The following is a 21,151-nucleotide window of genomic DNA, read 5'->3' as shown; positions in this document are numbered from 1 at the left end:
CAGATTGGCACGCCTGATTCCCAACTGCCTCGACCTGAGCCATTGACCCGCACGGCGGCATGAGCGGACGTTCGTCCCAGAGGCAGACCAACCCTGGATGCACTGTGAGTGCAGTACGCTGCACTTGTGGATGAACAGACGGCGAGTTTGGCTTCGGCAATCGGGGTGCGCGTGCGGCAGGAGCGGCAGGGGCGCGGCTGGACCCTGGACCAGCTGGCGGCCTCGGCGGGGGTGAGTCGGCGCGCTGTGGTGAACGTGGAGCAGGGTGTTGCAAATCCCAGCGTGGGCACGCTGCTGCGTGTCAGTGATGCCTTGGGCATCGGGTTGCCGGCACTCGTTGCGCCACCGGCACCGAGACCGGTCACGGTGACCCGGGCGGGGAAGGGCGCGGCTCTGTGGACGGGCGAGAACGGTGGCCAGGGCCTGCTCGTTGCTGGGACGCAGACGCCGGACGTGGTCGAGTTGTGGGACTGGACCCTGGCCGCAGGCGACCGTCATGTCAGTGAGGCACACGCGTCAGGGACCAAAGAGCTTCTGCAGGTGCGCACCGGCACCGTCACCCTGACGGTCGGCGAAAAGACGTACGACTTGGACCCGGGCGACGCCGTGTCGTTTCCCGGTGATGTCGAGCATGGGTACGCCAACCACGGCGATTCTGTGGCGTCGTTCTCCCTTGCGGTGTTCGAACCAGGGGTTGGCTCCGGCACGCACAACGAGGTGTCCCATGCCTGAGCGCCGGCCAGTATCGGCCTTCCTCGCCGAGGCCACAGTGAGCACCGAGATTGCCGAGCTTCGCCCTGACTACCGTGCGCTGCTCGTGGTCGCTCAGGGCCTGACCCCCGGTACGAGCGACGAAGTCAGCGACGCCCTCCTGAGCCGAGCCGAAGCGGCCGCCACTGCCCGTCTCGCGGCCAACACGGTTGAGGAGTTGCCGCACGTGGCGGCATGGCGCGACGCCTACCGAGCCTTCGGCGCGAAGCCGCAACGCACGCGCAACAGCCTTGAAGCGCTCACCCGGCGGGCGCCCAGCGGCCTACCCCGAGTCAACCGGCTCACCGACGTGTACAACGCCATCTCCGTCCTGCACCAGCTGCCCATCGGTGGCGAGGACCTCGACCGCTATGTCGGCAGCCCGCGCCTGCTGCGAGCCACGGGCACCGAACCGTTCGACACCACGGCGGATGGTGCGGACGTCATCGACCACGCCGAGCCGCGCGAGGTCGTCTGGTGCGACGACCTGGGCGTGACCTGCCGACGCTGGAACTGGCGCCAAGGCCGCCGCACCGCTCTGGGCGAGGACACCACCGATGCCGTGTTCATCCTCGACGCCCTCGAGCCGATGACCGAGGACGCGCTGCGTGCCGCAGCGACCGACCTGACCGACCACCTTCGACGCCTGGGCCCCGACGTGCACGTGACCGACCGGCTCCTCCACGCATCGGCACCCCGGCCCACCGACCCACCGGAGCTCTCATGATCTGCGTCCAGTTCATCTTCAAGCCCGGCACCTACGACGACGACTTCCACGACCTCGACGCACAAATCGACACCTACACCCGCAGCCTGCCCGGCTTCGTCCGCACCGAGACCTGGCACCAGCCAGAACACGGCCTGGTCAACGCCATCTACTACTTCACCGACCAGAAAGCCCTCGCACACCTGGCGAAGTTCCCCACTCACAGGGAGGCCAAGAGCCAGGTGCACCGCTGGTACGACGGGTACCGCATCGTCGTCACCGAGGTGAAGGCGACCTACGGCGACGACCGGCTCCCTGCGTGACCCACCGCCACACCACCCCGGCCTGGACGCTCGCCGTGGGTGCCATGCTGTCGGTCCAGCTCGGCTCCGCCCTGTCACTGGGCGTCATGGACGCCATTGGACCGGCGGGTACCGCATGGCTGCGTCTGAGCATCGGGGCGGTCATCTTCATCGCCATCGCCAGACCACCCCTGCGTACCTTGGGCCGCAACGACATCCCGGTGGTCCTGGGCCTTGGCGTCAGCACCGGCGTCCAGACCGTTGCCTTCCTGGCTGCCATCCAACGGCTCCCACTGGGGACGTCAGTCGCGATCGAGTTCTTGGGGCCCCTGACGGTGGCCGCCATCGGCAGTCACTCGCGTCGGGCACTTGCTTGGCCCACTCTGGCGTTGGCCGGCGTGGTCCTGCTGACCGAGCCGTGGCACGGCCGCGTCAACACCATCGGGGTGACGTGCGCCGCCCTGGCAGCCATCGGATGGGCCGCCTACATCCTGCTGACGCAGCGCCTCGGCGACCGCTTCACCGGCCTGGGCGGCCTGTCCATGACAGTGCCCGTAGCAGCAGCAACCGCGGCCACCGTCGGCATCCCGCAAGCCGCCGGGCACATCACGCTCCCAGTTCTTGCCGCCACGGCTGGATTGGCCCTGCTGCTACCGGTCCTGCCCTACGCCCTGGAACTGCTCGCCCTACGCCGCATGACCCACCTCGCGTTCGGCACGCTTATGGCACTCGAACCCGCCATCGGTGTGCTGCTCGGGCTACTGGTCCTGCACCAGCACCCAAGGTTCGCTCAAGGCATCGGCGTCGCCCTCGTAGTGCTCGCCGGAGCCGCCGCCCAACGCGAAGGACAACGCGCCGGACCGCGTGAACCGTCGGCACCTCGAGATGCACCACAGGCTCACCCGCACCTGGACCTCTTGGGTTGACCCCTCTGCATCCAACAGTCCGCTCATCGGCAGATCCGGTAAAGGCGTCTGGCCGGCTCGGGAGCGTCAACAGGACACACCCAGTAAGCAGACGCCACCTCTCTACGTCCCGGGCGACCCAGGGCCACCGGGACGTGGAGTGCAGTGTCCCTTCGGGACTGCCCGTCCAGAAGTGTCCTAACGGGACGGGCTAGCACCGCAGCGTGGCCGCGCGACGAATCGCGGGGAAGTGTCCCTACAAGACCGCGTGCTCCGTGCCACGGTCACTTCCTCCGAAACCCGCACGAGGTGCGTGGTGCCGAGGTCCGGGAGATGTTGGCGGCGTTGAACACCGGGCACGACGGGGGCTGCGGCACCGTCCACGCCAACTCGCCCCGGGACGTGCCTGCCCGGTTCGACGCCCTGGGCGCGCTTGCCGGGATGCCGCACGACGCGGTGCAGCGGCAGCTGGCCACGGCGCTGCAGGCCGTGGTCCACGTCGCACGCGTCGGCGGACGACGACGGGTGGCCTCCGTGTCCGTCCTGCACTGGGCCGCTGGCACGGTCGTCTGCGAGCCGGCGCTCGACACGGTGACCCGCGTCGAGGGTCCTGGCTGGGCCGCACTCCAGCGCCTGCTCGGGTCGGCGGCATGACCACCTCGACCACCCCACTGACCACCGTCCTGCTCGGGCCGACCGCCGCCACCAGCGGGCCGACCTCGGTGACGCTCGGACTGACCATGCTCACCGTCGGGCTGGCCGTCTTCGCGGTCCTGCTGTGGCCGACGCGGCGTCGTGGAGCCGGGCGGGCCCACGATCCCGAGCCAGAGGAGGCCGGCAGGACCGGGTGGAGGGCTCGACGTCGGGCCAAGGACGTCATGGCGGTCGAGGACCCGCTGGCCGACCTGCTCGGGCTGGTGGCCGCACCCCTGCGTGCCGGTGTGCCTGCGACGACGAGCCTGGCGGCGGGGGCCGCTGCGGTCCAGGACTCGTCGCTGCTCGCCCCGATGGTGGAGGAGCTGGTTGCCGCGGGGGCGGCCGGCGAGCCGGTCTCCGAGACCTGGCTCCGGCACGGAGCCCAGCTCGACAGCGGCGCCCTGCGCTTCGTCGGGCGGGCCTGGAGCCTGAGCGAGCGCACCGGGGCTCCGCTCGCCGACGCCCTCCAGACCAGTGAGGAGGTGCTGCGCGCGAGGCTGCGTTCGAGGGAGCGCCTCGCCAGCGCCGCCGCCGGCCCGCGGGCGTCCATGGCGGTGCTCGCGCTCCTGCCGCTCAGCGGCCCCGTCGTCGGGTTGGCCTGCGGCATCGGTCCGCGCCAGCTGTACCTCGGCACCACCTGGTCGACCGCCAGCCTGGTGGTCGGCGTGGTCCTCGCTGTGTTCGGCTGGTGGTGGAGCCGGGCCATCCTCGACCGGGCCGCATGACCTGGGTGCTCGCCGCGGGTGCGGCGCTCGCGGTCCTGCTCTGGCCGGTGGGTCGACCCGGCCGGCCGTCCCTTCGGGCGATGCGTCGTGGAGCACCGGGTCCGACCAGGCAGCCCGGCCTTGGCGCCAGCCAGCCGAGCCGGCCAGCGGTCGGCCCACCGAACCGGTCGTTGGGCTGGTTGCCGGGTTGGTCGGGCGGTTGGTTGCCTGGCTGGTCACCCGGCCGGCCGCTGGAGAGCCGCCGGCGCAGGACCGGGCGCGGTCCTGCCCACGAGTCATCCGTGGACGACGTGGCCGATGCACTCGTCCTGGTCGCGCTCGCGCTGCGCGCCGGCGTGGACCTCACCCGAGCCCTCGAGGAGGTCGCGACGGGTTCGGGGGCGTCCGTGGCCCGTGACCTGTCCGCCGTCGTCGCAGCGGTGCGGTGGGGGCGGCCCGTCGAGGAGGCCTGGACTTATGCCGGCTCGCTGTGGCGCCCGGCCGCGCTCGCCTGGTCGGTGGCCGAGGCCACCGGGGCGGCCCCTGCGGCGCTCGTCGCCGATGCCGCGATCCGGCTGCGGGAACGTCAGGAGCGTGACCGCGAACGCCGCGCCGCACGGGCGGGGGTCCTGCTCGTGCTGCCCCTGGGCCTGGGGTTCCTCCCGGCGTTCGCGTGCACCGCGGTGCTGCCTGTCGTCATCGCGCTCGCGGTAGGGGTGCTCGATGCGGGTGGCTGAAGGGCGTCCGTCCACACCCGGCGTCGACCGCGGGCGTCGTCCACAGGGGCGGGCGGCAGAGGTGGCTCGGGGCGTGGTGCGCCGGTGGACTGGGTCCGAGGACGGCAGGGAGCCGTCACTGACAGAAGGAGTTCATGGTGAGATGCTCACTGGCACAACGGTTCTTGAGGGTCCGACGTCGCAGCGAGGCAGGGATGACCACGGCGGAGTATGCCGTCGGGACGTTGGCGGCGTGCGCCTTCGCCGCGGTGCTCCTCGCCGTGGTCCGCTCCGGTGGGGTGAAGTCCGCACTGGCCTCGGTGATCACCGCGGCACTCGGGGTGGCCGGCTGACGCACGACCGGCGCAGCCACGACGGTGGGCGCCGTGGACGGCCCGGGCGTCGCGGGCGTCGCGGGCGTCCAAGGCTCGAACCGTCAGGGCTCGACCCTGTCGGTCGTGAGCGGGGGATGGCGACCGTCGAGCTGGCTGTCGCCCTTCCCGCACTGGTGCTCGTGCTCGTCATCGCCCTGTCCGCGATCACGACCGTCCTGGACCAGGTCCGTTGCGTCGATGCCGCTCGCGCCACGGCCAGGGCGGTCGCACGGGGCGACGAGCCGTCTGCGGCGGTCGGGCACGGTCGGCGGCTCGGTCCGCCGGCTGCGGTCATCGTCGTGACGGACCGCGGGGGCCTGGTCGTGGTGCGCGTGACGTCTCCGACAGCACCGGCGCTGCGCTGGTTGGGTGACCGCGCGGCGCCGGAAGGTCACGCCGTCGCGGCCAAGGAGGACACCTCGGCCGTGTTCGGGGACGCGTTGCTCCCGGGACCGGGAGCGGATCAGCGACGGAGTGACGGATGAGGCCGGGCCGGCATCGGCACGCAGGCCGAGCCTCGGGTGCAGGCGGCGAGGGCCGGGTGCGGACGGGGAGGGCCGGGTGCGGACGGGGAGGGCAGGAGGCGTGCATGACGACGGAGCAGCAGCGCTCAGGCGGTGAACGCGGCAGCGGCACCGTCCTGGCGCTGGCGGCGTCAGGGGTCCTGGCGGTCCTGCTGGTCGCAGGACTGGCGCTGGCCAGTGCCGTGGCAGCCGCACACCGGGCCCGCGCCGGGGCCGACCTCGCAGCCCTGGCTGCTGCGACGTCGGTCCAGTCCGGGGAGGGTGCCGCTTCGGCCTGCTCGCGCGCCGCGTCCGTGGCTGCGGCCAACGCCGCGCGGCAGGTCACGTGCACGGTGGGAGCGGACAGCGCGGTCACCGTCTCCGCGACCTCACCGGTGGGGCTTGGGCTTCCCGGACTCGGGCAGCCCCGCGCACGAGCGACGGCGCGGGCTGGGCCCGCGCCGTCGCTCTGAGTGCTGTTGAGGACGCCCCGGGAGCGGGGTCGTCCGGGAGGGATCAGCCGTGGTCGCGGGGGTCGCGGCCCATCAGGCGGTCGGCCATGGTGCGGTGGGCCGGACGCTCGGACGTGGTGTCCGCGCCCGGCTGGTCACCATCGGCGCGGTGCGCGTCACCAGCGGTGTCGTCGCGGTGGGTGTCGCCGGGCGTGTAGAGACGCTCGTCAGCCGAACCGTCGCCGGTGCGACCGCTGGTGTCGCCTGAGCGGTCGGAGTCGGCGGCCACGGGCACCTGCTCGGGGCGGTCACCGTGGGTGGTGCCGTCGTGCGATCCGTCGTGCGACCCGTGGTGGGTGCCCGCGGCAGCAGCTGCACCGGCGGCTGGGACAGCGGCTGTCGCAGTGGCCTGGCGGGCGCTGAACTCGCGCTCGAGACGCTCGCGCTCGTCTGCGCGCGCACGGTCCTCGATCTCGCGCTCGCGGGTGCGGAACTCCTCGTCGCGGGCGCGGTCACGCTCCGCGAGCTTGGACTCGAGCTCGGCGTCCTTGGCGCGGTCCCGGTCGGCGAGGGCGGTGGTGTGGGTCTCCTCGGCGCGCTTGCGCTCGTCGGAGCGGATCGACTCCTCCAGCTCTGCCTGGCGCTGGGCCTCCTTGGCCTCGCGGGCGGGGCGGCGCTTGCGCTTCATCGCGCCGCGCACCAGGCCGAGGCCGAACCACAGCAGCAGCATGATCGCGGCACCCGCGATGAGCAGCTGGAGCGGCGTGAGCTCGAACTTGAAGATGCCGGTCTCGAGCGTCGAGGTGGCGGTCTCGGGCAGTGCGCCCGAGACGAGAAGTATCGCTGCGGCGATGGCCACGAGGACCAGGATCAGTCCGAGCACGATCACGGGAGGACCTCCGAAAATTCTGCGGCGCGCGGTGCGCCATGCGCTTCGACCCTAGCCCGTGGCCTGCGGTTTTGCCCGTCTCGCAGGAGCCGGCGGGCGGTCAGCCGCGGGTGGCGGAGGCCTGCGTTCAGTTGTGTCGGGGCGCGTGCCGCAGGACCGCCTCGAGGAGTCGGACGGCGCCCGCCTTGTCGAGGGGCTCGTTGCCGTTTCCGCACTTGGGCGATTGCACGCAGCCCGGGCACCCGCGCTCGCAGCGGCAGGACCGCACCGCCTCGAGGGTGGCGGACAGCCACATCTCGAAGACGCCGAAGGCTCGTTGGGCGAAGCCCGCCCCGCCCGGGTGCCCGTCGTAGACCATGATCGTCGGCAGCCCGGTGTCCGGGTGCAGTGCGGTGGAGACGCCGCCGATGTCCCAGCGGTCGGAGGTCGCCACCAGCGGCATCATGCCGATGGCCGCGTGCTCGGCGGCGTGGGCGGCACCGGGGACGTCGACCTCGGCCACCCCGGCGGCCTCGAGCCAGTCCGCGGGCATGGTCCACCAGACGGCCTTGGTGCTCAGGGTCCGTTGCGGCAGCGTGAGCGGGTGCGTGCCGATGACCTCGCCACCGGGCAGCCGTCGCAGGAAGCTCGTCACCTGGTGGTGCACGCGCACGTTGCCGAAGGCCACGTCGACCGGGCCCCACGAGAACGACTCCTGCGCGCCGACCACGTCGAACGCGCTCACCGACTGCGCGAACGTGCTCCAGCCCGGGTCGCCGCGCACGGCGGTCGCCGTGCCGAGCTCGAGGTCGAGCTCGGTCACGACGTAGGTGCTGCCCTGGTGCACGTGGACGGCGCCGGTGTGCACCTGGGAGTGGGCCGACGACTCGTCGATGGTGCCCAGCACGCGTCCCGTGCGGCTCTCCACGATCCCGACGACCTCCCCGCTGCCGCGCAGCGAGACGTGGTCGCTCGCCCGGTCCGACCGCGCCCAGAACCACCCGGCGGGACGACGCCGGAGGATGCCCCGGGCCACGAGGGCGTCCACGAGACGCCGGGCGTCCGGCCCGAACATCTCCAGGTCGGCCTCCTTCAGGGGCAGCTCGGCCGCCGCCGCCGCGAGGTGCGGCGCGAGGACGTGGGGGTTGTCCGGGTCGAGCACGGTGCTCTCGACCGGCTGGCCGAAGACGACCTCGGGGTGGTTGACGACGTACGTGTCGAGCGGGTCGTCCGCGGCGACGAAGACGGCCAGCGACCGCGTCCCGGCCCGTCCTGCCCGTCCGGCCTGCTGCCACAGGGAGGCCCGGGTGCCCGGCCAGCCCGCGAGCAGCACGGCATCGAGTCCGCTGATGTCGACGCCGAGCTCGAGGGCATTGGTGGCGGCCAGCCCGATGATGTCGCCCTGGCGCAGGGCGCGTTCCAGCTCGCGTCGCTCTTCGGGGAGGTAGCCGCCCCGGTATGCCGCGATGGCTGACGCCAGCCGCGGCTGGCCCTCCAGCGTGCGCCGGGCGCTCGAGGCCAGGGCCTCGACCCCGGCCCGAGACCGGGCGAACGCCACGGTCTGCACCCTCGCGCCGACGAGCTCGGCCAGCAGGTCGGCCGCTTCGGAGGTGGCGCTGCGACGGGCAGGGGTCTCGCCGGAGGTGTCGGCGACCTCGCGGGCCGGGTACTCCCCGATCGGGTCGGCCGGGGACTCCGCGATCGTCCCGGCCGGGTGCTCCGCCGCGGTCCCAGCCGGCGCGGTCGCGCCGAAGCCCTCGTCGAGGGCACCGGGCTCCCACAGGGCGAAGGTCATCGCCTCGCGCGGCGACCCGTCCACGGTCACAGCCGTGACGGGGAGGCCGACCAGCCGGCTCGCGTGGTCGCCCGGGTCGCGGACGGTGGCCGAGGCGAGGACGAAGGTGGGGGAGGCGCCATACCGGGCACAGACCCGGCGCAGCCGTCGGAGCAGGGCGGCGAGGTGGGAGCCGAAGACGCCGCGGTAGACGTGGCACTCGTCGATGACGACGTAGCGCAACCGGCGCAGGAACGGTGCCCAGCGTTCGTGCAGCGGCAGGAGCGAGTGGTGCACCAGGTCGGGGTTGGTCAGCACGAGGTGGGCGTGGTCGCGGATCCAGCGGCGTTCCTCGGTGGGGGTGTCGCCGTCGTAGGTCGCGGCCCGCACCCCCGGCACCGCCATGGCCTGCACCCGGGACAGCTGGTCGGCGGCGAGCGCCTTGGTGGGGGAGAGGTAGAGCGCGGTGGCGCCGCGGCCGGTGGGTGCGTAGGTCCCCTCGACGAGTGACGTGAGCACCGGCAGGAGGTAGCCCAGGCTCTTGCCCGACGCCGTGCCGGTGGCCATCACGACGTGCGAGCCGCCGTGGGCGAGGTCGGCGGCCTGCCGCTGGTGCGACCACAGGGAGGTGGCTCCGGCACCGGCGCACGCGGCATGCACGGAGGGGTCGACCCACGCCGGCCAGTCGGCCACCGACGCGGGACGGGCGGGCACCTCGTGCACGTGGCGCAGCCGTCCGGCTCGTGGACCGGAGGCCAGGGCGGCCAGGGTCGCCTCGGGGTCGAAGGCCACGCGCGCGGACGGTGCGGTGCGAGCGGGTGTGGACATTGCCGCTACCGTAATCCCGAGGGCGGACGGCCGAGCCGGCCGCCCGCACGCGAAGTCGTCGTGAAGTCGAGGGAAAGGGTGACTGTGGACCTGTCGGTCTCCAGCAGCGAGCAGGGCGCCGTGACGATCGTCCACGTGGCGGGCGAGATCGACGTCTACACGGCCCCACTGCTCCGCGAGGTCCTCGACAAGCAGGTGGCTGCCGGTCGGACGACCCTCGTCGTCGACCTCGAGAACGTCACCTTCATGGACTCCACCGGACTGGGTGTCCTCGTCGGGCGCCTCAAGCTCGTGCGCGGCCAGAACGGCAGCCTGCGCATCGTCAGCGCCCAGGACCGCATCCTCAAGGTCTTCAAGATCACCGGCCTGGACAAGGTGTTCCACATCTACCCGTCGGTCGACGAGGCCGCCGCGGCGTCGAACGCCTGACCCGCCTCGGGGCGTCCGGCCCCTTCCTCCCGTCGCGAATTCACTGTGACGCTGCTCACCGGTCGACACAGACGGTGTGACGTGCATTACTCTCGCCAGCATCGCTCCCGGCGGCAATGCCCCATCACGTCGCGCCCGCGGACGATCCCGCAGTGTTCCCCATCGAGGAGGATGGAATGTCGCGCCTTGCGCCTGCCGCAGCTGCTGACCTAGAGCTCGCCGGCACCAATCTCACCCTGGTCATCGCCGTCCTGGCCATCTCGGTCATCGCGTTGATCATGGGTGTCTTCTTCCGCCAGCAGGTCCTGGCGGCCGACCCGGGCACCGAGAAGATGCAGGAAATCGGCGCCGCCGTCGAGGAAGGTGCGCAGGCGTTCCTGGCCCGCCAGTTCAAGACGCTGGTCCTGTTCGTCATCCTCGTCTTCGCCCTGCTGCTCCTGCTCCCCGCCGACACCAACGCCGTCCGGTGGGGTCGCTCCGGCTTCTTCGTCGTCGGCGCCCTGTTCTCGGCAGCCATCGGCTACTTCGGCATGAGCCTGGCCGTCAAGGCCAACGTGCGCGTCGCCTCCGCCGCCCGGGGTGGCGACCGCGACTCCGGCATGCGGATCGCGTTCCGCACCGGTGGCACGGTCGGTATGGCGACGGTCGGCCTCGGCCTGCTCGGCGCCTCCGTCGTCGTCCTGCTCTACAAGGGCGACGCGCCCAAGGTGCTCGAGGGCTTCGGCTTCGGTGCCGCCCTGCTCGCGATGTTCATGCGCGTCGGCGGCGGCATCTTCACCAAGGCCGCCGACGTCGGCGCCGACCTCGTCGGCAAGGTCGAGGCGGGCATCCCCGAGGACGACCCCCGCAACGCTGCGACGATCGCCGACAACGTCGGTGACAACGTGGGCGACTGCGCCGGCATGGCCGCGGACCTGTTCGAGTCCTACGCCGTCATGCTCGTCGCGGCGCTGATCCTCGGGTCGGCCGCCTTCGGCACCTACGGCCTGGTCTTCCCGCTCATCGTCCCCGCCATCGGCGCGATCACCGCGCTCATCGGGGTGTTCATCACCCGCGTGAAGCCGGGCGAGAACGCCCTGTCCGCCATCAACCGCGGCTTCTACATCTCGGCAGCCATCGCAGCCGTCCTGTCCGCCGTCGCCGCGCTGGTCTACCTGCCCGACACCTACTCCGGCCTCGGCTCGGAGAACGTCGGCATCTCGGCCCTCGAGGGCAACCCGCGGTACGCCGCGATCATGGCCGTGCTGGTCGGCATCATCCTGGCCGCGGTCATCCTGTGGCTCACCGGCTACTTCACCGGCACCGACAAGCGCCCCACCAAGGACGTCGCCCGCACCTCGCTCACCGGCGCGGCCACGGTCGTCCTCTCGGGCATCGGCGTCGGCCTCGAGTCGGCCGTCTACACCGCGGTCATCATCGGCGGTGCCGTCTACGCGGCGTTCCTGCTCGGTGGCGGCTCGGTCATCCTGTCGCTGTTCTTCATCGCGCTCGCCGGTTGTGGCCTGCTCACCACGGTCGGCGTCATCGTCGCCATGGACACCTTCGGTCCGGTCTCCGACAACGCCCAGGGCATCGCCGAGATGTCCGGTGACGTCGACGGCGAGGGCGCGCAGATCCTCACCGACCTCGACGCCGTGGGCAACACCACCAAGGCGATCACCAAGGGCATCGCGATCGCGACGGCCGTGCTCGCCGCGACCGCGCTGTTCGGCTCCTACTCCGACGCGTGGCAGGCGAAGTTCCAGCCGATCTTCACCGCGCTGCAGGAGAAGACGCAGAACGACCTCATCGCCCAGGTGCAGGGTGGCTCGCTCACCCAGGAGGCCGCACAGGCGCAGTTCACCCAGATCCTGCAGAAGGCGAACGCCCCGTTCGACCTGCAGATCGTCACCCCGAGCGTCCTCGTCGGACTGCTCATCGGTGCCGCGACGGTGTTCCTCTTCTCCGGCCTGGCCATCAACGCCGTGACCCGCGCCGCCGGCGCCATCGTCTTCGAGGTGCGTCGCCAGTTCCGCGAGCACCCGGGGATCATGGACTACACCGAGAAGCCGGAGTACGGCCGCGTCGTCGACATCTGCACCAAGGACTCGCTGCGTGAGCTCGCGACCCCGGGTCTGCTGGCGGCGCTGATGCCCGTCGCGGTCGGGTTCGGACTCGGTATCGGGCCGCTCGCCGGCTTCCTCGCCGGCGCCATCGGCACCGGTTGCCTCATGGCCGTGTTCCTCGCCAACTCCGGTGGTGCGTGGGACAACGCGAAGAAGATCGTCGAGGACGGCGCCCACGGCGGCAAGGGCAGCGACGCCCACGCTGCCACGGTCATCGGTGACACCGTCGGTGACCCGTTCAAGGACACCGCCGGCCCGTCGATCAACCCGCTGATCAAGGTGATGAACCTCGTCTCGGTGCTCATCGCCCCGGCGATCGTCACGCTGTCCATCGGCGACGACAAGAACTCGCCGATCCGCTACGGCATCGCCGCAGCTGCCTTGCTGATCGTCGTCGTCGCGGTCGCCGTCTCCAAGGCGCGCGACCTCGCGATCGGCGGCGACGAGGACGGCGAGAAGGCGCAGCGGATGGACGCCTCGGCGCCCGACTCCGGTGAGGCGACCACCGGTCCCGGTGAGGCGGTCGACGACGCGGCCGACCACATCGAGCAGCCGGCGAACCGCTAGTCGCACACGCTCGATACGAACGGCCGGTCCCAGCCTCGCTGGGACCGGCCGTTCGACGTATGACGCCGGGTCAGGACCGCGCGAGCGCCTCGGCAGCCTGAAGCACCAGCGCGGCGTCGGAGCCCACCACGACCATGGGGTCATCGAGATCAGTGAAGACGGCGTGCCCGTCCACGGTGGTCGCCCCGGCCGAGCTGCCCCGCAGCGGAGCGTCGCTGAGGAAGACGAAGAGCGACTCGCCGTCCGCTGCGCCGTAGGCCAGGGCGGTGACGGACTGACCTGCGAGCAGGGAGGACGTGGCGCCGGTCATCGTCAGTCCGACACGCGCCAGGTCCGGGCCCGACGGGGTGGGGGATGGGGAGCCCGGGACCATCTGGAGGCGGTAGCACGCGACTGCCTCCTCGAACGGAGTCGGTCCCGCGGCGACCGGCCCGGTGACCACCCCGGAGGGGCGCTGTCCGTCCGGAGTCGGGCGGGTGGCGAGGTAGGCGCCTCAACTCGATGGTCGTCAACCCGATCGCCGGCCTCACGCTGTCCTTCGGCAGGGGGATCAGCGACAAGGGCGTCGTCGTCGGTACCGCGGAGTACACCGCGGGCACCTGCAAGGGGCAGCAGGGAGGCTTCGTCCTGACGCCCACCACGTAGGGCGCCCTCGCGTAGATTCCGGGCATGAACGAGCCCGCCGAGCTGACCGTCGCCGTCGTCACCGAGGAGGACCTCGACGACCTCGCGCCGTCGCTCCTCGCCTACGCCCGGTTCTACCGGGAGGACCCGTCCGTGGACGAGCTGACGTCGATGGCCAGGGCCCTGATCGCCACAGGCGGCGGCACCCAGCTGATCGCCCGTGACGGCGACGGCGCCGTGGCCGGGCACGCCACCGTCCTGTGGAGCTGGGACACCACCCTCGGGCTGCCGCTGGCCGTGATGGAGGACCTCTACGTCCACGCCGACCACCGGTCGCAGGGCGCCGGCCGCGCCGTGCTCGAGGCCTGTCGATCGCTCGCGGCCGACCGCGGCTGCCGGTGGCTGCAGTGGCAGACGGCGCCGGACAACGAGCGGGCGCAGCGGCTCTACGACAGCCTCGGTGGCGACCGCTCGGAGTGGCTGACCTACCGCCTCCCCATCGGCGTGCCTTCGGCCTAGGCTGGCGACATGCAGAGTCCACTGTTCGAACAGGCGAACCTCGAGGTCCAGGCGGAGCAGCGCTTCGCCCTCCAGAACCCCCAGATGCTGCGTGTCCACCTCGGTGGCGACGTGCTGGCCGTCAAGGGCGCGATGGTGTCCTTCCAGGGCAACATCCGCTTCGACCACGAGAAGGCCGGCAGCGTCGGCAAGCTCTTCAAGAAGGTCGTCACCGGTGAGGACGTCTCGCTCATGCGGGTGTCCGGCGAGGGCGACGTGTTCTTCGCGTCCGAGGCCGGGTTCGTCTTCCTCGTCGAGCTGACCGGCGACGGCATCAGCCTCAACGCACGCAACCTGCTGGCCTTCGACTCCAGCATCGACTGGGACATCAAGCGCGTCCAGGGTGCCGGGATGCTCAGCGGTGGCCTGTTCAACACCACGCTGCACGGCACCGGCACCGCGGCGATCCACACGGTCGGCCAGCCGGTCGTCCTCGACTGCGGCACCCAGCCCACCTACGTCGACGTCCAGGCGTGCGTGGGCTGGTCGGCGAACCTCGTGCCCCAGGTGGTCTCGAGCATGAACGTCCGCTCCATGCTGCGTGGCGGCTCCGGCGAGGCGTTCCAGTACGCCTTCCACGGCCCGGGCTTCGTCATCGTCCAGCCGAGCGAGTGGACCCCGCCGCCGGCCCAGAGCGGCGGCGGAGGGTTCAACCTCGGCGGCATGCTCGACGGCTGACGTGGCCACCACCGCGCCACCCACCTCCACCGACACCGAGCTCATCGATGCGCTGCGTGCAGACCTGGCCGCGGCGGCATACACGGTCGAGGGGGTCTCCGACCTGCTCGGTCCGCTCGCGGGCGCAGCGCTCGCCCGTGAGCAGGTGCTGCCGGCGCAACGCGTCACGGCCGCGGCCGGCACACCGCTCGCGACGCTGGTGCGCCTCTTCGGGCTCGGCGACGCCGTCGACGCCGAGGACGTCGCCGTGGCCCTGCCGACCCTGGGGCTCCAGGGCGCCCAGTCGCTGGGGCTGGTCCGTGAGCAGGGCCCGGGCGTCGTCGCGACGTGCGACCTGCGTCCCTACGGCGAGGAGGACCACGCCTGGTGGGTGGCCTCCGACCTCGCAGAGATCGCCACGCGCGAGCCGCTGCACGAGGACCACGTGCTCGGGATCGGTGGCGCCTCGACGACGTTGGCGTCGTGGACGCCTCGGCCGCTCGTGGTGCGCGCCCTCGACATCGGCACGGGGTGTGGCGTCCAGGCCCTGCACCTCGGTGCGCACGCCGCCCACATCACCGTGACCGACCTGTCGGAGCGGGCCCTCGCCTACGCCAGGTTCAACGCCGCCCTCAACGGTGCCAGCTGGGACGTCGTCGGTGGTTCCATGCTCGATCCTGTTGCGGGGCAACGGTTCGAGCTGATCGTGAGCAACCCGCCGTTCGTCATCACGCCCCGCAGCCCCGACGTCCCGCTGTTCGAGTACCGCGACGGCGGTGCCGCGGGTGACGCGATCGTGGCGGACCTCGTCCGGTCGATCGGCGACCACCTGGAGCCGGGAGGGATAGCGCAGTTCCTCGGCAACTGGGAGGTCCTCGGCGACGCCGACTGGCGCGAGCGCGTGCGCGGATGGGTCGACGGCACCGGCCTCGACGCGTGGATCATCCAGCGCGACGTCCAGGACCCCGCGGAGTACGCCGAGACATGGGCCCGCGACGGTGGTCACCACAGCGCCACGGTGGAGTTCGCGACGATGTATGCCGCGTGGCTCGACGACTTCGCCTCGCGCGACGTGTCAGCGGTGGGGTTCGGGGTGGTGACGCTGCAGCGACCGGTCACCGACCGTGAGCCGTTCGTGCACCTCGACGAGGTCGGGGGGCCGGTCGCCTCGCCGATGGGTCCGCACGTCCTCGCCGGGATCCGCGCGCGCACCTGGCTGGCCGAGCACACCGAGGCGGACCTGCTCGGGGTGGCCTGGACGGTGGCCCCGGACGTCACCGAGGAGCGGCACTCGCGCCCCGGCGACCCGGACCCGAGCGTCATCCTGCTGAGGCAGGGCGGCGGGCTGCGCCGCACGGTCAGGCTGGACACCGCGGGGGCCGCCCTCGCCAGCGTCTGCGACGGCACCCTCACGGCCGGGGTGGCGATCTCGGCCATCGCCCAGCTGCTCGAGGTCGACGAGGCCACCCTGCGGCCCGACCTCGTCGCCCTGCTGCGCGAGCTGGTGGCTGACGGCCTGGTGACGTGACCGTCGGGTCCGAAGGCGTGGCGGGGGCCGGGGCCGGGGCCGGGCCGGACGTCATCGTCCTCAACGGCGGGTCGAGCTCGGGCAAGTCCACGCTGGCGGCGGTCCTCGTCGACCTCCTGCCGGGGACCTGGCTGCGGCTCACCGTCGACACGCTGATCGAGGCGCTCCCGCCGGGCTTCGACCAGGTCGAGGGCGGCCTGGTCCTGCACCCCGACGGCCGGGTCGAGACCGGTCCCGAGTGGCGTCGTGTCGAGCAGGCCTGGATGCGTGGCATCGCGGGCGTCGCCCGGGACGTGCCGGTCGTCGTCGAGGACGGGTTCCTCAGCGGCCCCGCGGCCCAGGAGCGCTGGCGCCAGGCGCTCGCGGGGTTGCGGGTGCTCTGGGTCGGGGTCCACTGCGATCCCGAGGTGGCGCTGGTCCGTGAGCGGGCCCGGGCCGACCGGGTGGTCGGGATGGCCGCCGCCCAGGCGACGCTCGTGCACGAGGGCATCGACTACGACCTCGAGGTCGACACGGCCCGGTGCACTCCCCGGGAGGCGGCGATGGTCGTCGTGGCTGCGGTGACCGTGCCGATCCACGGGGACCGAGCCGGCGCGGAGTGAGTGCAGGCCCCGCTCCCCGGGGTGGGCGGGACCATCTGCGCAGGTCAGCAAATGTGTTGTGAGTGAGTGCTCACTCACTTACTCTGAACAGGTGACTCCCCGAGCCCCTGCCATGGCCCCCGACGACCGTCGAGCCGCGATCATCGCGTCGACGGTGCCACTGCTGCGCGACAAGGGGCGTGCGGTGAGCACCAAGGAGATCGCCCGGGCGGCGGGCGTCGCCGAGGGCACGATCTTCCGGGTGTTCGAGTCCAAGGACGAGCTGGTCGAAGCCTGCGTCCACGACGCCTTCCAGACCGAGGTGCTCGTCGCCCGGCTGCTCGAGATCGACGTCGCGCTGCCGCTGCGCGAACGCCTCGCTGCCGCCGTGTCGACCATGCAGGGCTACCTGCGCGACATCTTCTCGCTCATGAGCGTCCTCCAGGCGTCGGGCCGACCCATGCGCCCGCCGCACAAGGGGCAGGACCCGCGACGCGAGCAGGCCAACACCGCGGTCGACCAGGCGTTCGTCGCGCTCGTCGGAGCCGACGCCGACCAGCTCCGGCTGCCGGCCACCGAGGTCGTCAACTACCTGCGGATGCTCACGCTCTCGAGCGTCCACCCGATGCTCCACCACGGTGACTCCACACCGCAGGACCTCGTCGACGTCATCCTCGAGGGCGCCCTCCGGCGTCCCGAACCAGGGGGGAAGAAGTAGTGCTCATCCGGATCATCCGCGACTACCTGCGGCCCTACCAGAGGCTCATCACCGTCCTCGTCGGGCTCCAGCTCGTCGGCACCATCGCCTCGCTCTACCTGCCCAGCCTCAACGGCCGCATCATCGACGAGGGCGTGGCCAAGGGCGACACCGGCTACATCCTGCGCACGGGCGGGTGGATGCTCGCGGTCTCCCTCGTCCAGATCGCCGCCACGGTCTGGGCGACCTACCTCGGGGCGCGGTCGGCGGCCGGGCTCGGCCGCGACCTGCGGGCCGACGTCTTCGCCCGCGTCGGCGACTTCTCCGCCCAGGAGGTGTCACGCTTCGGGGCGCCCACGCTCATCTCGCGCACGACCAACGACGTCACGCAGGTCCAGCAGGTCGTCTTCATGGGTGCCGCGATGATGGTCTCGGCCCCGATCATGATGGTCGGCGGGATCGTCATGGCCCTGCGTGAGGACGTCGGGCTGTCCTGGCTGGTGGCCGTGGCCGTTCCGCTCCTCGCGCTGTCGGTGGCGCTGGTGATCCGCCGGATGATCCCGCAGTTCCGGATCATGCAGGAGTCTGTCGACTGGGTGAACCGCGTTCTGCGCGAACAGATCACCGGCATCCGGGTGGTGCGGGCGTTCGTCCGCGAGGACCACGAGCGGGTCCGATTCGCGGAGGCGAACACGCAGTACACCGGCACCGCGCTCGCGGTCGGTCGCCTGATGGCCATGGTCTTCCCGATCGTCATGCTCATCTTCAACGCCTCGACGGTGGCGGTGCTGTGGTTCGGTTCGCACCGCGTCTCCAGCGGCCAGATGCAGATCGGGGAGCTGACCGCGTTCATGAGCTACCTCATGCAGATCCTCATGTCGGTGATGATGGCGACCTTCATGTCGATGATGATCCCCCGGGCGACGGTCTCCTCCGGACGCATCGCAGAGGTCCTCGACACCGCGTCGACCGTGGTGCCGCCGGCCGAGCCCGTGGCCATCCCGCGCCGGGGTGCCGGCATCGAGCTGCGCGATGTCACGTTCGCCTACCCGGGTGCGGATGTCCCTGTCCTGCAGGGTGTCTCGATCACGGCGGAGCCGGGCAGGACGACGGCCATCATCGGCAGCACCGGTGCCGGGAAGTCGACCCTGCTGTCCCTCATCCCTCGGCTCTACGACGTGACCGGGGGGCAGGTGCTCATCGGCGGGGTCGACGTGCGGGACGCGGCGCTGGAGGACGTGTGGGCGCGGATCGGCCTCGTGCCGCAGAAGCCCTACCTGTTCACCGGCACGGTCGCGAGCAACCTGCGCTACGGCGACGCCGGCGCGACCGACGACGAGCTGTGGGAGGCCCTGCGCATCGCCCAGGCGGAGGACTTCGTGCGCGCCATGCCGCAGGGCCTGCACGCACCGATCGTCCAGGGCGGCACGAACGTCTCGGGTGGCCAGCGCCAGCGACTTGCCATCGCCCGGGCCCTGGTCGCCAAGCCCGAGATCTTCCTGTTCGACGACAGCTTCTCGGCCCTCGACCTGTCGACGGACGCGCGGCTGCGGTCCGCGCTCAAGCCCGTCACGCGGCACACCGCCGTCGTGGTCGTGGCCCAACGGGTGTCGACCATCGTCGACGCCGACCACATCGTCGTCCTCGACGACGGGCTCGTCGTCGGGACCGGGACCCACGACGAGCTCCTCGAGACGTGCCCCACGTACGTCGAGATCGTCGAGTCCCAGCAGAGCGCGGAGGCAGCAGCATGAGCGAAGGAGTGAAGACCGCGGAGGAGAAGGCGGCAGAAGCCAGGCGCGGGCCGGGAGCGCGGGCCGGCCAGCGGCACGGACCGATGATGGGCGCAGGGGTGCCGGCCGAGAAGTCGCAGGACTTCGTGCCGTCCGCGAAGCGACTCCTCGGCCTGCTGCGCCCCGAACGCCTTCCCCTGTATGCCGTGCTGGCTCTCGCCGTCGCGAGCGTGGGCCTGTCGGCGATCGGGCCGAAGATCCTCAGGCGGGCGACCGACCACATCTTCGCCGGGGTGGTGGGGGCGAGGTTCCCGGCCGGCAGCGACAAGGCCCAGCTGGTCGAGGCGCTCCGCGCGCGGGGCGACGACACGTTGGCCGACCTCGTGGGCGGCATGCCCTACCTCGTCCCGGGGCAGGGCATCGACTTCGGGGCGGTCGGGGACGTGCTCCTGCTGGTGCTCGCCATCTACGTCGTCGCCAGCCTGCTGTCGTGGGCCCAGGGCTGGCTGCTCACCGGCGCGGTGAACCGCACCATCTTCGGGCTGCGCCGTGACGTCGAGGACAAGCTCAACCGACTGCCGTTGCCCTACTTCGACGGCCAGCCGCGTGGCGAGCTGCTCAGCCGCGTCACCAACGACATCGACAACGTCGCCCAGAGCCTTCAGCAGACGCTGAGCCAGCTGCTCACGTCGTTGCTCACCGTGGTGGCGATGATCGCGATGATGCTCTACATCTCGCCGATGCTGGCCCTGATCGCGCTGTTCACCATCCCGGTCTCGATGGCGGTCACCGCGGTGATCGGCAAGCGGTCGCAGAAGCACTTCGTCCAGCAGTGGAAGAGCACCGGCGAGCTCAACTCCGTCGTCGAGGAGTCCTTCACCGGGCACGAGCTGGTCAAGGTGTTCGGGCGCCAGGACGAGGTGCGGGCGTCGTTCCGGGCCAAGAACGACGACCTGTATGCCGCGGGGTTCGGCGCACAGTTCGTCAGCGGCATCATCATGCCGACGATGATGTTCATCGGGAACCTCAACTACGTCATCATCGCCGTGGTCGGCGGGCTGCGCGTCGCCGGCGGCTCGATGACCCTCGGTGACGTGCAGGCGTTCATCCAGTACTCACGCCAGTTCACCCAGCCGCTGACGCAGGTCGCGTCGATGGCCAACCTCATGCAGTCCGGGGTGGCCTCGGCCGAGCGTGTCTTCGAGGTGCTCGACGCGCCCGAGCAGCGCCCCGACGCCGTCGGTGCGGCGGTGCTCGACGACCCCCGCGGACGGGTGGAGTTCGAGGACGTGTCGTTCTCCTACGACCCGGCGAACCCGCTCATCGAGCACCTCGACCTCGTCGTGGAGCCCGGGCAGACGGTCGCCATCGTCGGGCCGACCGGTGCCGGGAAGACCACCCTCGTCAACCTCGTCATGAGGTTCTACGAGCTCGACGCCGGCCGGATCACCCTGGACGGCGTGGACATCACGGCCCTGACCCGCCACAACCTGCGCAGCGAGATCGGCATGGTGCTCCAGGACACCTGGCTGTTCGGCGGCACCATCCGCGACAACATCGCCTACGGCCGCCCCGGTGCGTCCGAGGAAGAGGTCCTCGCCGCGGCCCGGGCGACCTACGTCGACCGGTTCGTGCACTCGCTGCCCGACGGGTACGACACGGTGCTCGATGCCGAGGGTGGCAACATCAGCGCGGGCGAGAAGCAGCTGCTGACGATCGCGCGGGCGTTCTTGTCCGACCCGGCGCTGCTCATCCTCGACGAGGCGACCAGCTCGGTCGACACCCGCACCGAGCTGCTGGTCCAGCAGGCGATGTCGGCCCTGCGCCAGGACCGCACGAGCTTCGTCATCGCCCACCGCCTCTCGACGATCCGCGACGCCGACGTCATCCTCGTCATGCGCGACGGGGCGATCGTCGAGCAGGGTTCGCACGCCGAGCTGCTCGCCCGCGACGGCGCCTACGCGGAGCTGTATGCCGCGCAGTTCAGCGGCGCCGCCGTGGTGGTCGACGCCTGACCCGACGCCTGAGACGACTCAGGGATGCCAGGAGCGCGACATGCCGCGCGCCTGGCATCCCTGGAGCAGCTGCCAGGTC

General features: G+C 71.6%; 23 protein-coding genes. 20 read left to right on the top strand and 3 right to left on the bottom strand.

Features of this window, described 5'->3' with window-relative positions; translation table 11 throughout:
* The first annotated feature begins 126 nt into the window (after window positions 1-126).
* The 10 genes from ABD286_RS08415 (at window position 127) to ABD286_RS08370 (ending at window position 6,129) form a co-directional block, all read left to right on the top strand.
* Complete coding sequence (locus tag ABD286_RS08415; RefSeq protein WP_344192117.1) at window positions 127-732, top strand: helix-turn-helix domain-containing protein; 606 nt, start codon at window positions 127-129, stop codon at window positions 730-732.
* The gene (locus ABD286_RS08410) at window positions 725-1,477 is read left to right on the top strand and encodes a B3/B4 domain-containing protein (RefSeq protein WP_344192115.1); all 753 of its coding nucleotides are present in this window, start codon (window positions 725-727) and stop codon (window positions 1,475-1,477) included. Before ABD286_RS08415 ends, ABD286_RS08410 begins: the two co-directional genes overlap by 8 nt.
* Window positions 1,474-1,779: a hypothetical protein gene (locus tag ABD286_RS08405; RefSeq protein ID WP_344192113.1), complete on the top strand. Its 306-nt coding sequence runs from the start codon at window positions 1,474-1,476 to the stop codon at window positions 1,777-1,779. The genes ABD286_RS08410 and ABD286_RS08405 overlap by 4 nt, the downstream gene beginning before the upstream one ends.
* Before the next feature lie 44 nt (window positions 1,780-1,823).
* Window positions 1,824-2,684, top strand: a complete 861-nt coding sequence (locus ABD286_RS08400) for an EamA family transporter (RefSeq protein WP_344193315.1) — start codon at window positions 1,824-1,826, stop codon at window positions 2,682-2,684.
* A gap of 312 nt (window positions 2,685-2,996) precedes the next feature.
* The gene (locus ABD286_RS08395) at window positions 2,997-3,317 is read left to right on the top strand and encodes an ATPase, T2SS/T4P/T4SS family (RefSeq protein ID WP_425565326.1); all 321 of its coding nucleotides are present in this window, start codon (window positions 2,997-2,999) and stop codon (window positions 3,315-3,317) included.
* On the top strand, window positions 3,314-4,084 hold the full coding sequence (locus ABD286_RS08390) for a type II secretion system F family protein (protein WP_344192109.1): 771 nt from the start codon (window positions 3,314-3,316) through the stop codon (window positions 4,082-4,084). The genes ABD286_RS08395 and ABD286_RS08390 overlap by 4 nt, the downstream gene beginning before the upstream one ends.
* A 281-nt stretch (window positions 4,085-4,365) precedes the next feature.
* Complete coding sequence (locus ABD286_RS08385) at window positions 4,366-4,800, top strand: type II secretion system F family protein (RefSeq protein ID WP_344192107.1); 435 nt, start codon at window positions 4,366-4,368, stop codon at window positions 4,798-4,800.
* Window positions 4,801-4,934: 134 nt separating this feature from the next.
* Window positions 4,935-5,132, top strand: coding sequence for a DUF4244 domain-containing protein (locus ABD286_RS08380; RefSeq protein ID WP_344192105.1), 198 nt, complete (start codon window positions 4,935-4,937; stop codon window positions 5,130-5,132).
* 116 nt (window positions 5,133-5,248) lie between these two features.
* A complete protein-coding gene (locus tag ABD286_RS08375; RefSeq protein WP_344192103.1) occupies window positions 5,249-5,638 on the top strand; it encodes a TadE family type IV pilus minor pilin in 390 nt (129 codons plus the stop codon).
* Between the two features lie 104 nt (window positions 5,639-5,742).
* A complete protein-coding gene (locus ABD286_RS08370) occupies window positions 5,743-6,129 on the top strand; it encodes an Rv3654c family TadE-like protein (protein WP_344192101.1) in 387 nt (128 codons plus the stop codon).
* A 43-nt stretch (window positions 6,130-6,172) separates the two neighbouring features.
* Here ABD286_RS08370 and ABD286_RS08365 read toward each other — a convergent pair whose 3' ends face one another.
* The gene (locus ABD286_RS08365) at window positions 6,173-6,997 is read right to left on the bottom strand and encodes a hypothetical protein (RefSeq protein WP_344192099.1); all 825 of its coding nucleotides are present in this window, start codon (window positions 6,995-6,997) and stop codon (window positions 6,173-6,175) included.
* 127 nt (window positions 6,998-7,124) lie between these two features.
* Complete coding sequence (locus ABD286_RS08360) at window positions 7,125-9,578, bottom strand: DEAD/DEAH box helicase (protein WP_344192097.1); 2,454 nt, start codon at window positions 9,576-9,578, stop codon at window positions 7,125-7,127.
* Between the two features lie 78 nt (window positions 9,579-9,656).
* Between ABD286_RS08360 and ABD286_RS08355 the strand changes: the two genes are divergently transcribed.
* Window positions 9,657-10,007, top strand: coding sequence for an anti-sigma factor antagonist (locus ABD286_RS08355; RefSeq protein WP_425565325.1), 351 nt, complete (start codon window positions 9,657-9,659; stop codon window positions 10,005-10,007).
* Between the two features lie 176 nt (window positions 10,008-10,183).
* Window positions 10,184-12,679, top strand: a complete 2,496-nt coding sequence (locus ABD286_RS08350; protein ID WP_344192095.1) for a sodium-translocating pyrophosphatase — start codon at window positions 10,184-10,186, stop codon at window positions 12,677-12,679.
* Between the two features lie 70 nt (window positions 12,680-12,749).
* Here the strand turns inward: ABD286_RS08350 and ABD286_RS08345 are convergent, their stop codons facing one another.
* Window positions 12,750-12,989 (bottom strand): hypothetical protein, encoded by a 240-nt coding sequence (locus ABD286_RS08345; protein WP_344192093.1) that lies wholly within the window; start codon window positions 12,987-12,989, stop codon window positions 12,750-12,752.
* 191 nt (window positions 12,990-13,180) lie between these two features.
* On the opposite strand from ABD286_RS08345, the gene ABD286_RS08340 reads away from it, so the two are divergent.
* From ABD286_RS08340 to ABD286_RS08305, 8 genes are all read left to right on the top strand, one after another.
* Window positions 13,181-13,324, top strand: coding sequence for a hypothetical protein (locus tag ABD286_RS08340; RefSeq protein WP_344192091.1), 144 nt, complete (start codon window positions 13,181-13,183; stop codon window positions 13,322-13,324).
* Between the two features lie 24 nt (window positions 13,325-13,348).
* Window positions 13,349-13,822, top strand: a complete 474-nt coding sequence (locus ABD286_RS08335) for a GNAT family N-acetyltransferase (protein ID WP_344192089.1) — start codon at window positions 13,349-13,351, stop codon at window positions 13,820-13,822.
* Window positions 13,823-13,831: 9 nt separating this feature from the next.
* A complete protein-coding gene (locus tag ABD286_RS08330) occupies window positions 13,832-14,539 on the top strand; it encodes an AIM24 family protein (protein WP_344192087.1) in 708 nt (235 codons plus the stop codon).
* A 1-nt stretch (window position 14,540) separates the two neighbouring features.
* The gene (locus tag ABD286_RS08325; RefSeq protein WP_344192085.1) at window positions 14,541-16,046 is read left to right on the top strand and encodes a PqqD family peptide modification chaperone; all 1,506 of its coding nucleotides are present in this window, start codon (window positions 14,541-14,543) and stop codon (window positions 16,044-16,046) included.
* Window positions 16,043-16,648 carry a chloramphenicol phosphotransferase CPT family protein gene (locus ABD286_RS08320; RefSeq protein WP_344192083.1) on the top strand — a complete coding sequence of 202 codons (606 nt, stop codon included), beginning with the start codon at window positions 16,043-16,045 and terminating at the stop codon, window positions 16,646-16,648. Before ABD286_RS08325 ends, ABD286_RS08320 begins: the two co-directional genes overlap by 4 nt.
* A 91-nt stretch (window positions 16,649-16,739) precedes the next feature.
* Window positions 16,740-17,345, top strand: coding sequence for a TetR/AcrR family transcriptional regulator (locus ABD286_RS08315; protein WP_344192081.1), 606 nt, complete (start codon window positions 16,740-16,742; stop codon window positions 17,343-17,345).
* Complete coding sequence (locus tag ABD286_RS08310; protein WP_344192079.1) at window positions 17,345-19,078, top strand: ABC transporter ATP-binding protein; 1,734 nt, start codon at window positions 17,345-17,347, stop codon at window positions 19,076-19,078. Before ABD286_RS08315 ends, ABD286_RS08310 begins: the two co-directional genes overlap by 1 nt.
* Window positions 19,075-21,072 (top strand): ABC transporter ATP-binding protein, encoded by a 1,998-nt coding sequence (locus ABD286_RS08305; RefSeq protein ID WP_344192077.1) that lies wholly within the window; start codon window positions 19,075-19,077, stop codon window positions 21,070-21,072. The genes ABD286_RS08310 and ABD286_RS08305 overlap by 4 nt, the downstream gene beginning before the upstream one ends.
* Window positions 21,073-21,151 lie beyond the last annotated feature (79 nt).

It is taken from the genome of Pedococcus aerophilus (genome assembly GCF_039532215.1).
Lineage (GTDB): Bacteria > Actinomycetota > Actinomycetes > Actinomycetales > Dermatophilaceae > Pedococcus > Pedococcus aerophilus.
This window is presented reverse-complemented; position numbering and strand designations above follow the sequence as displayed.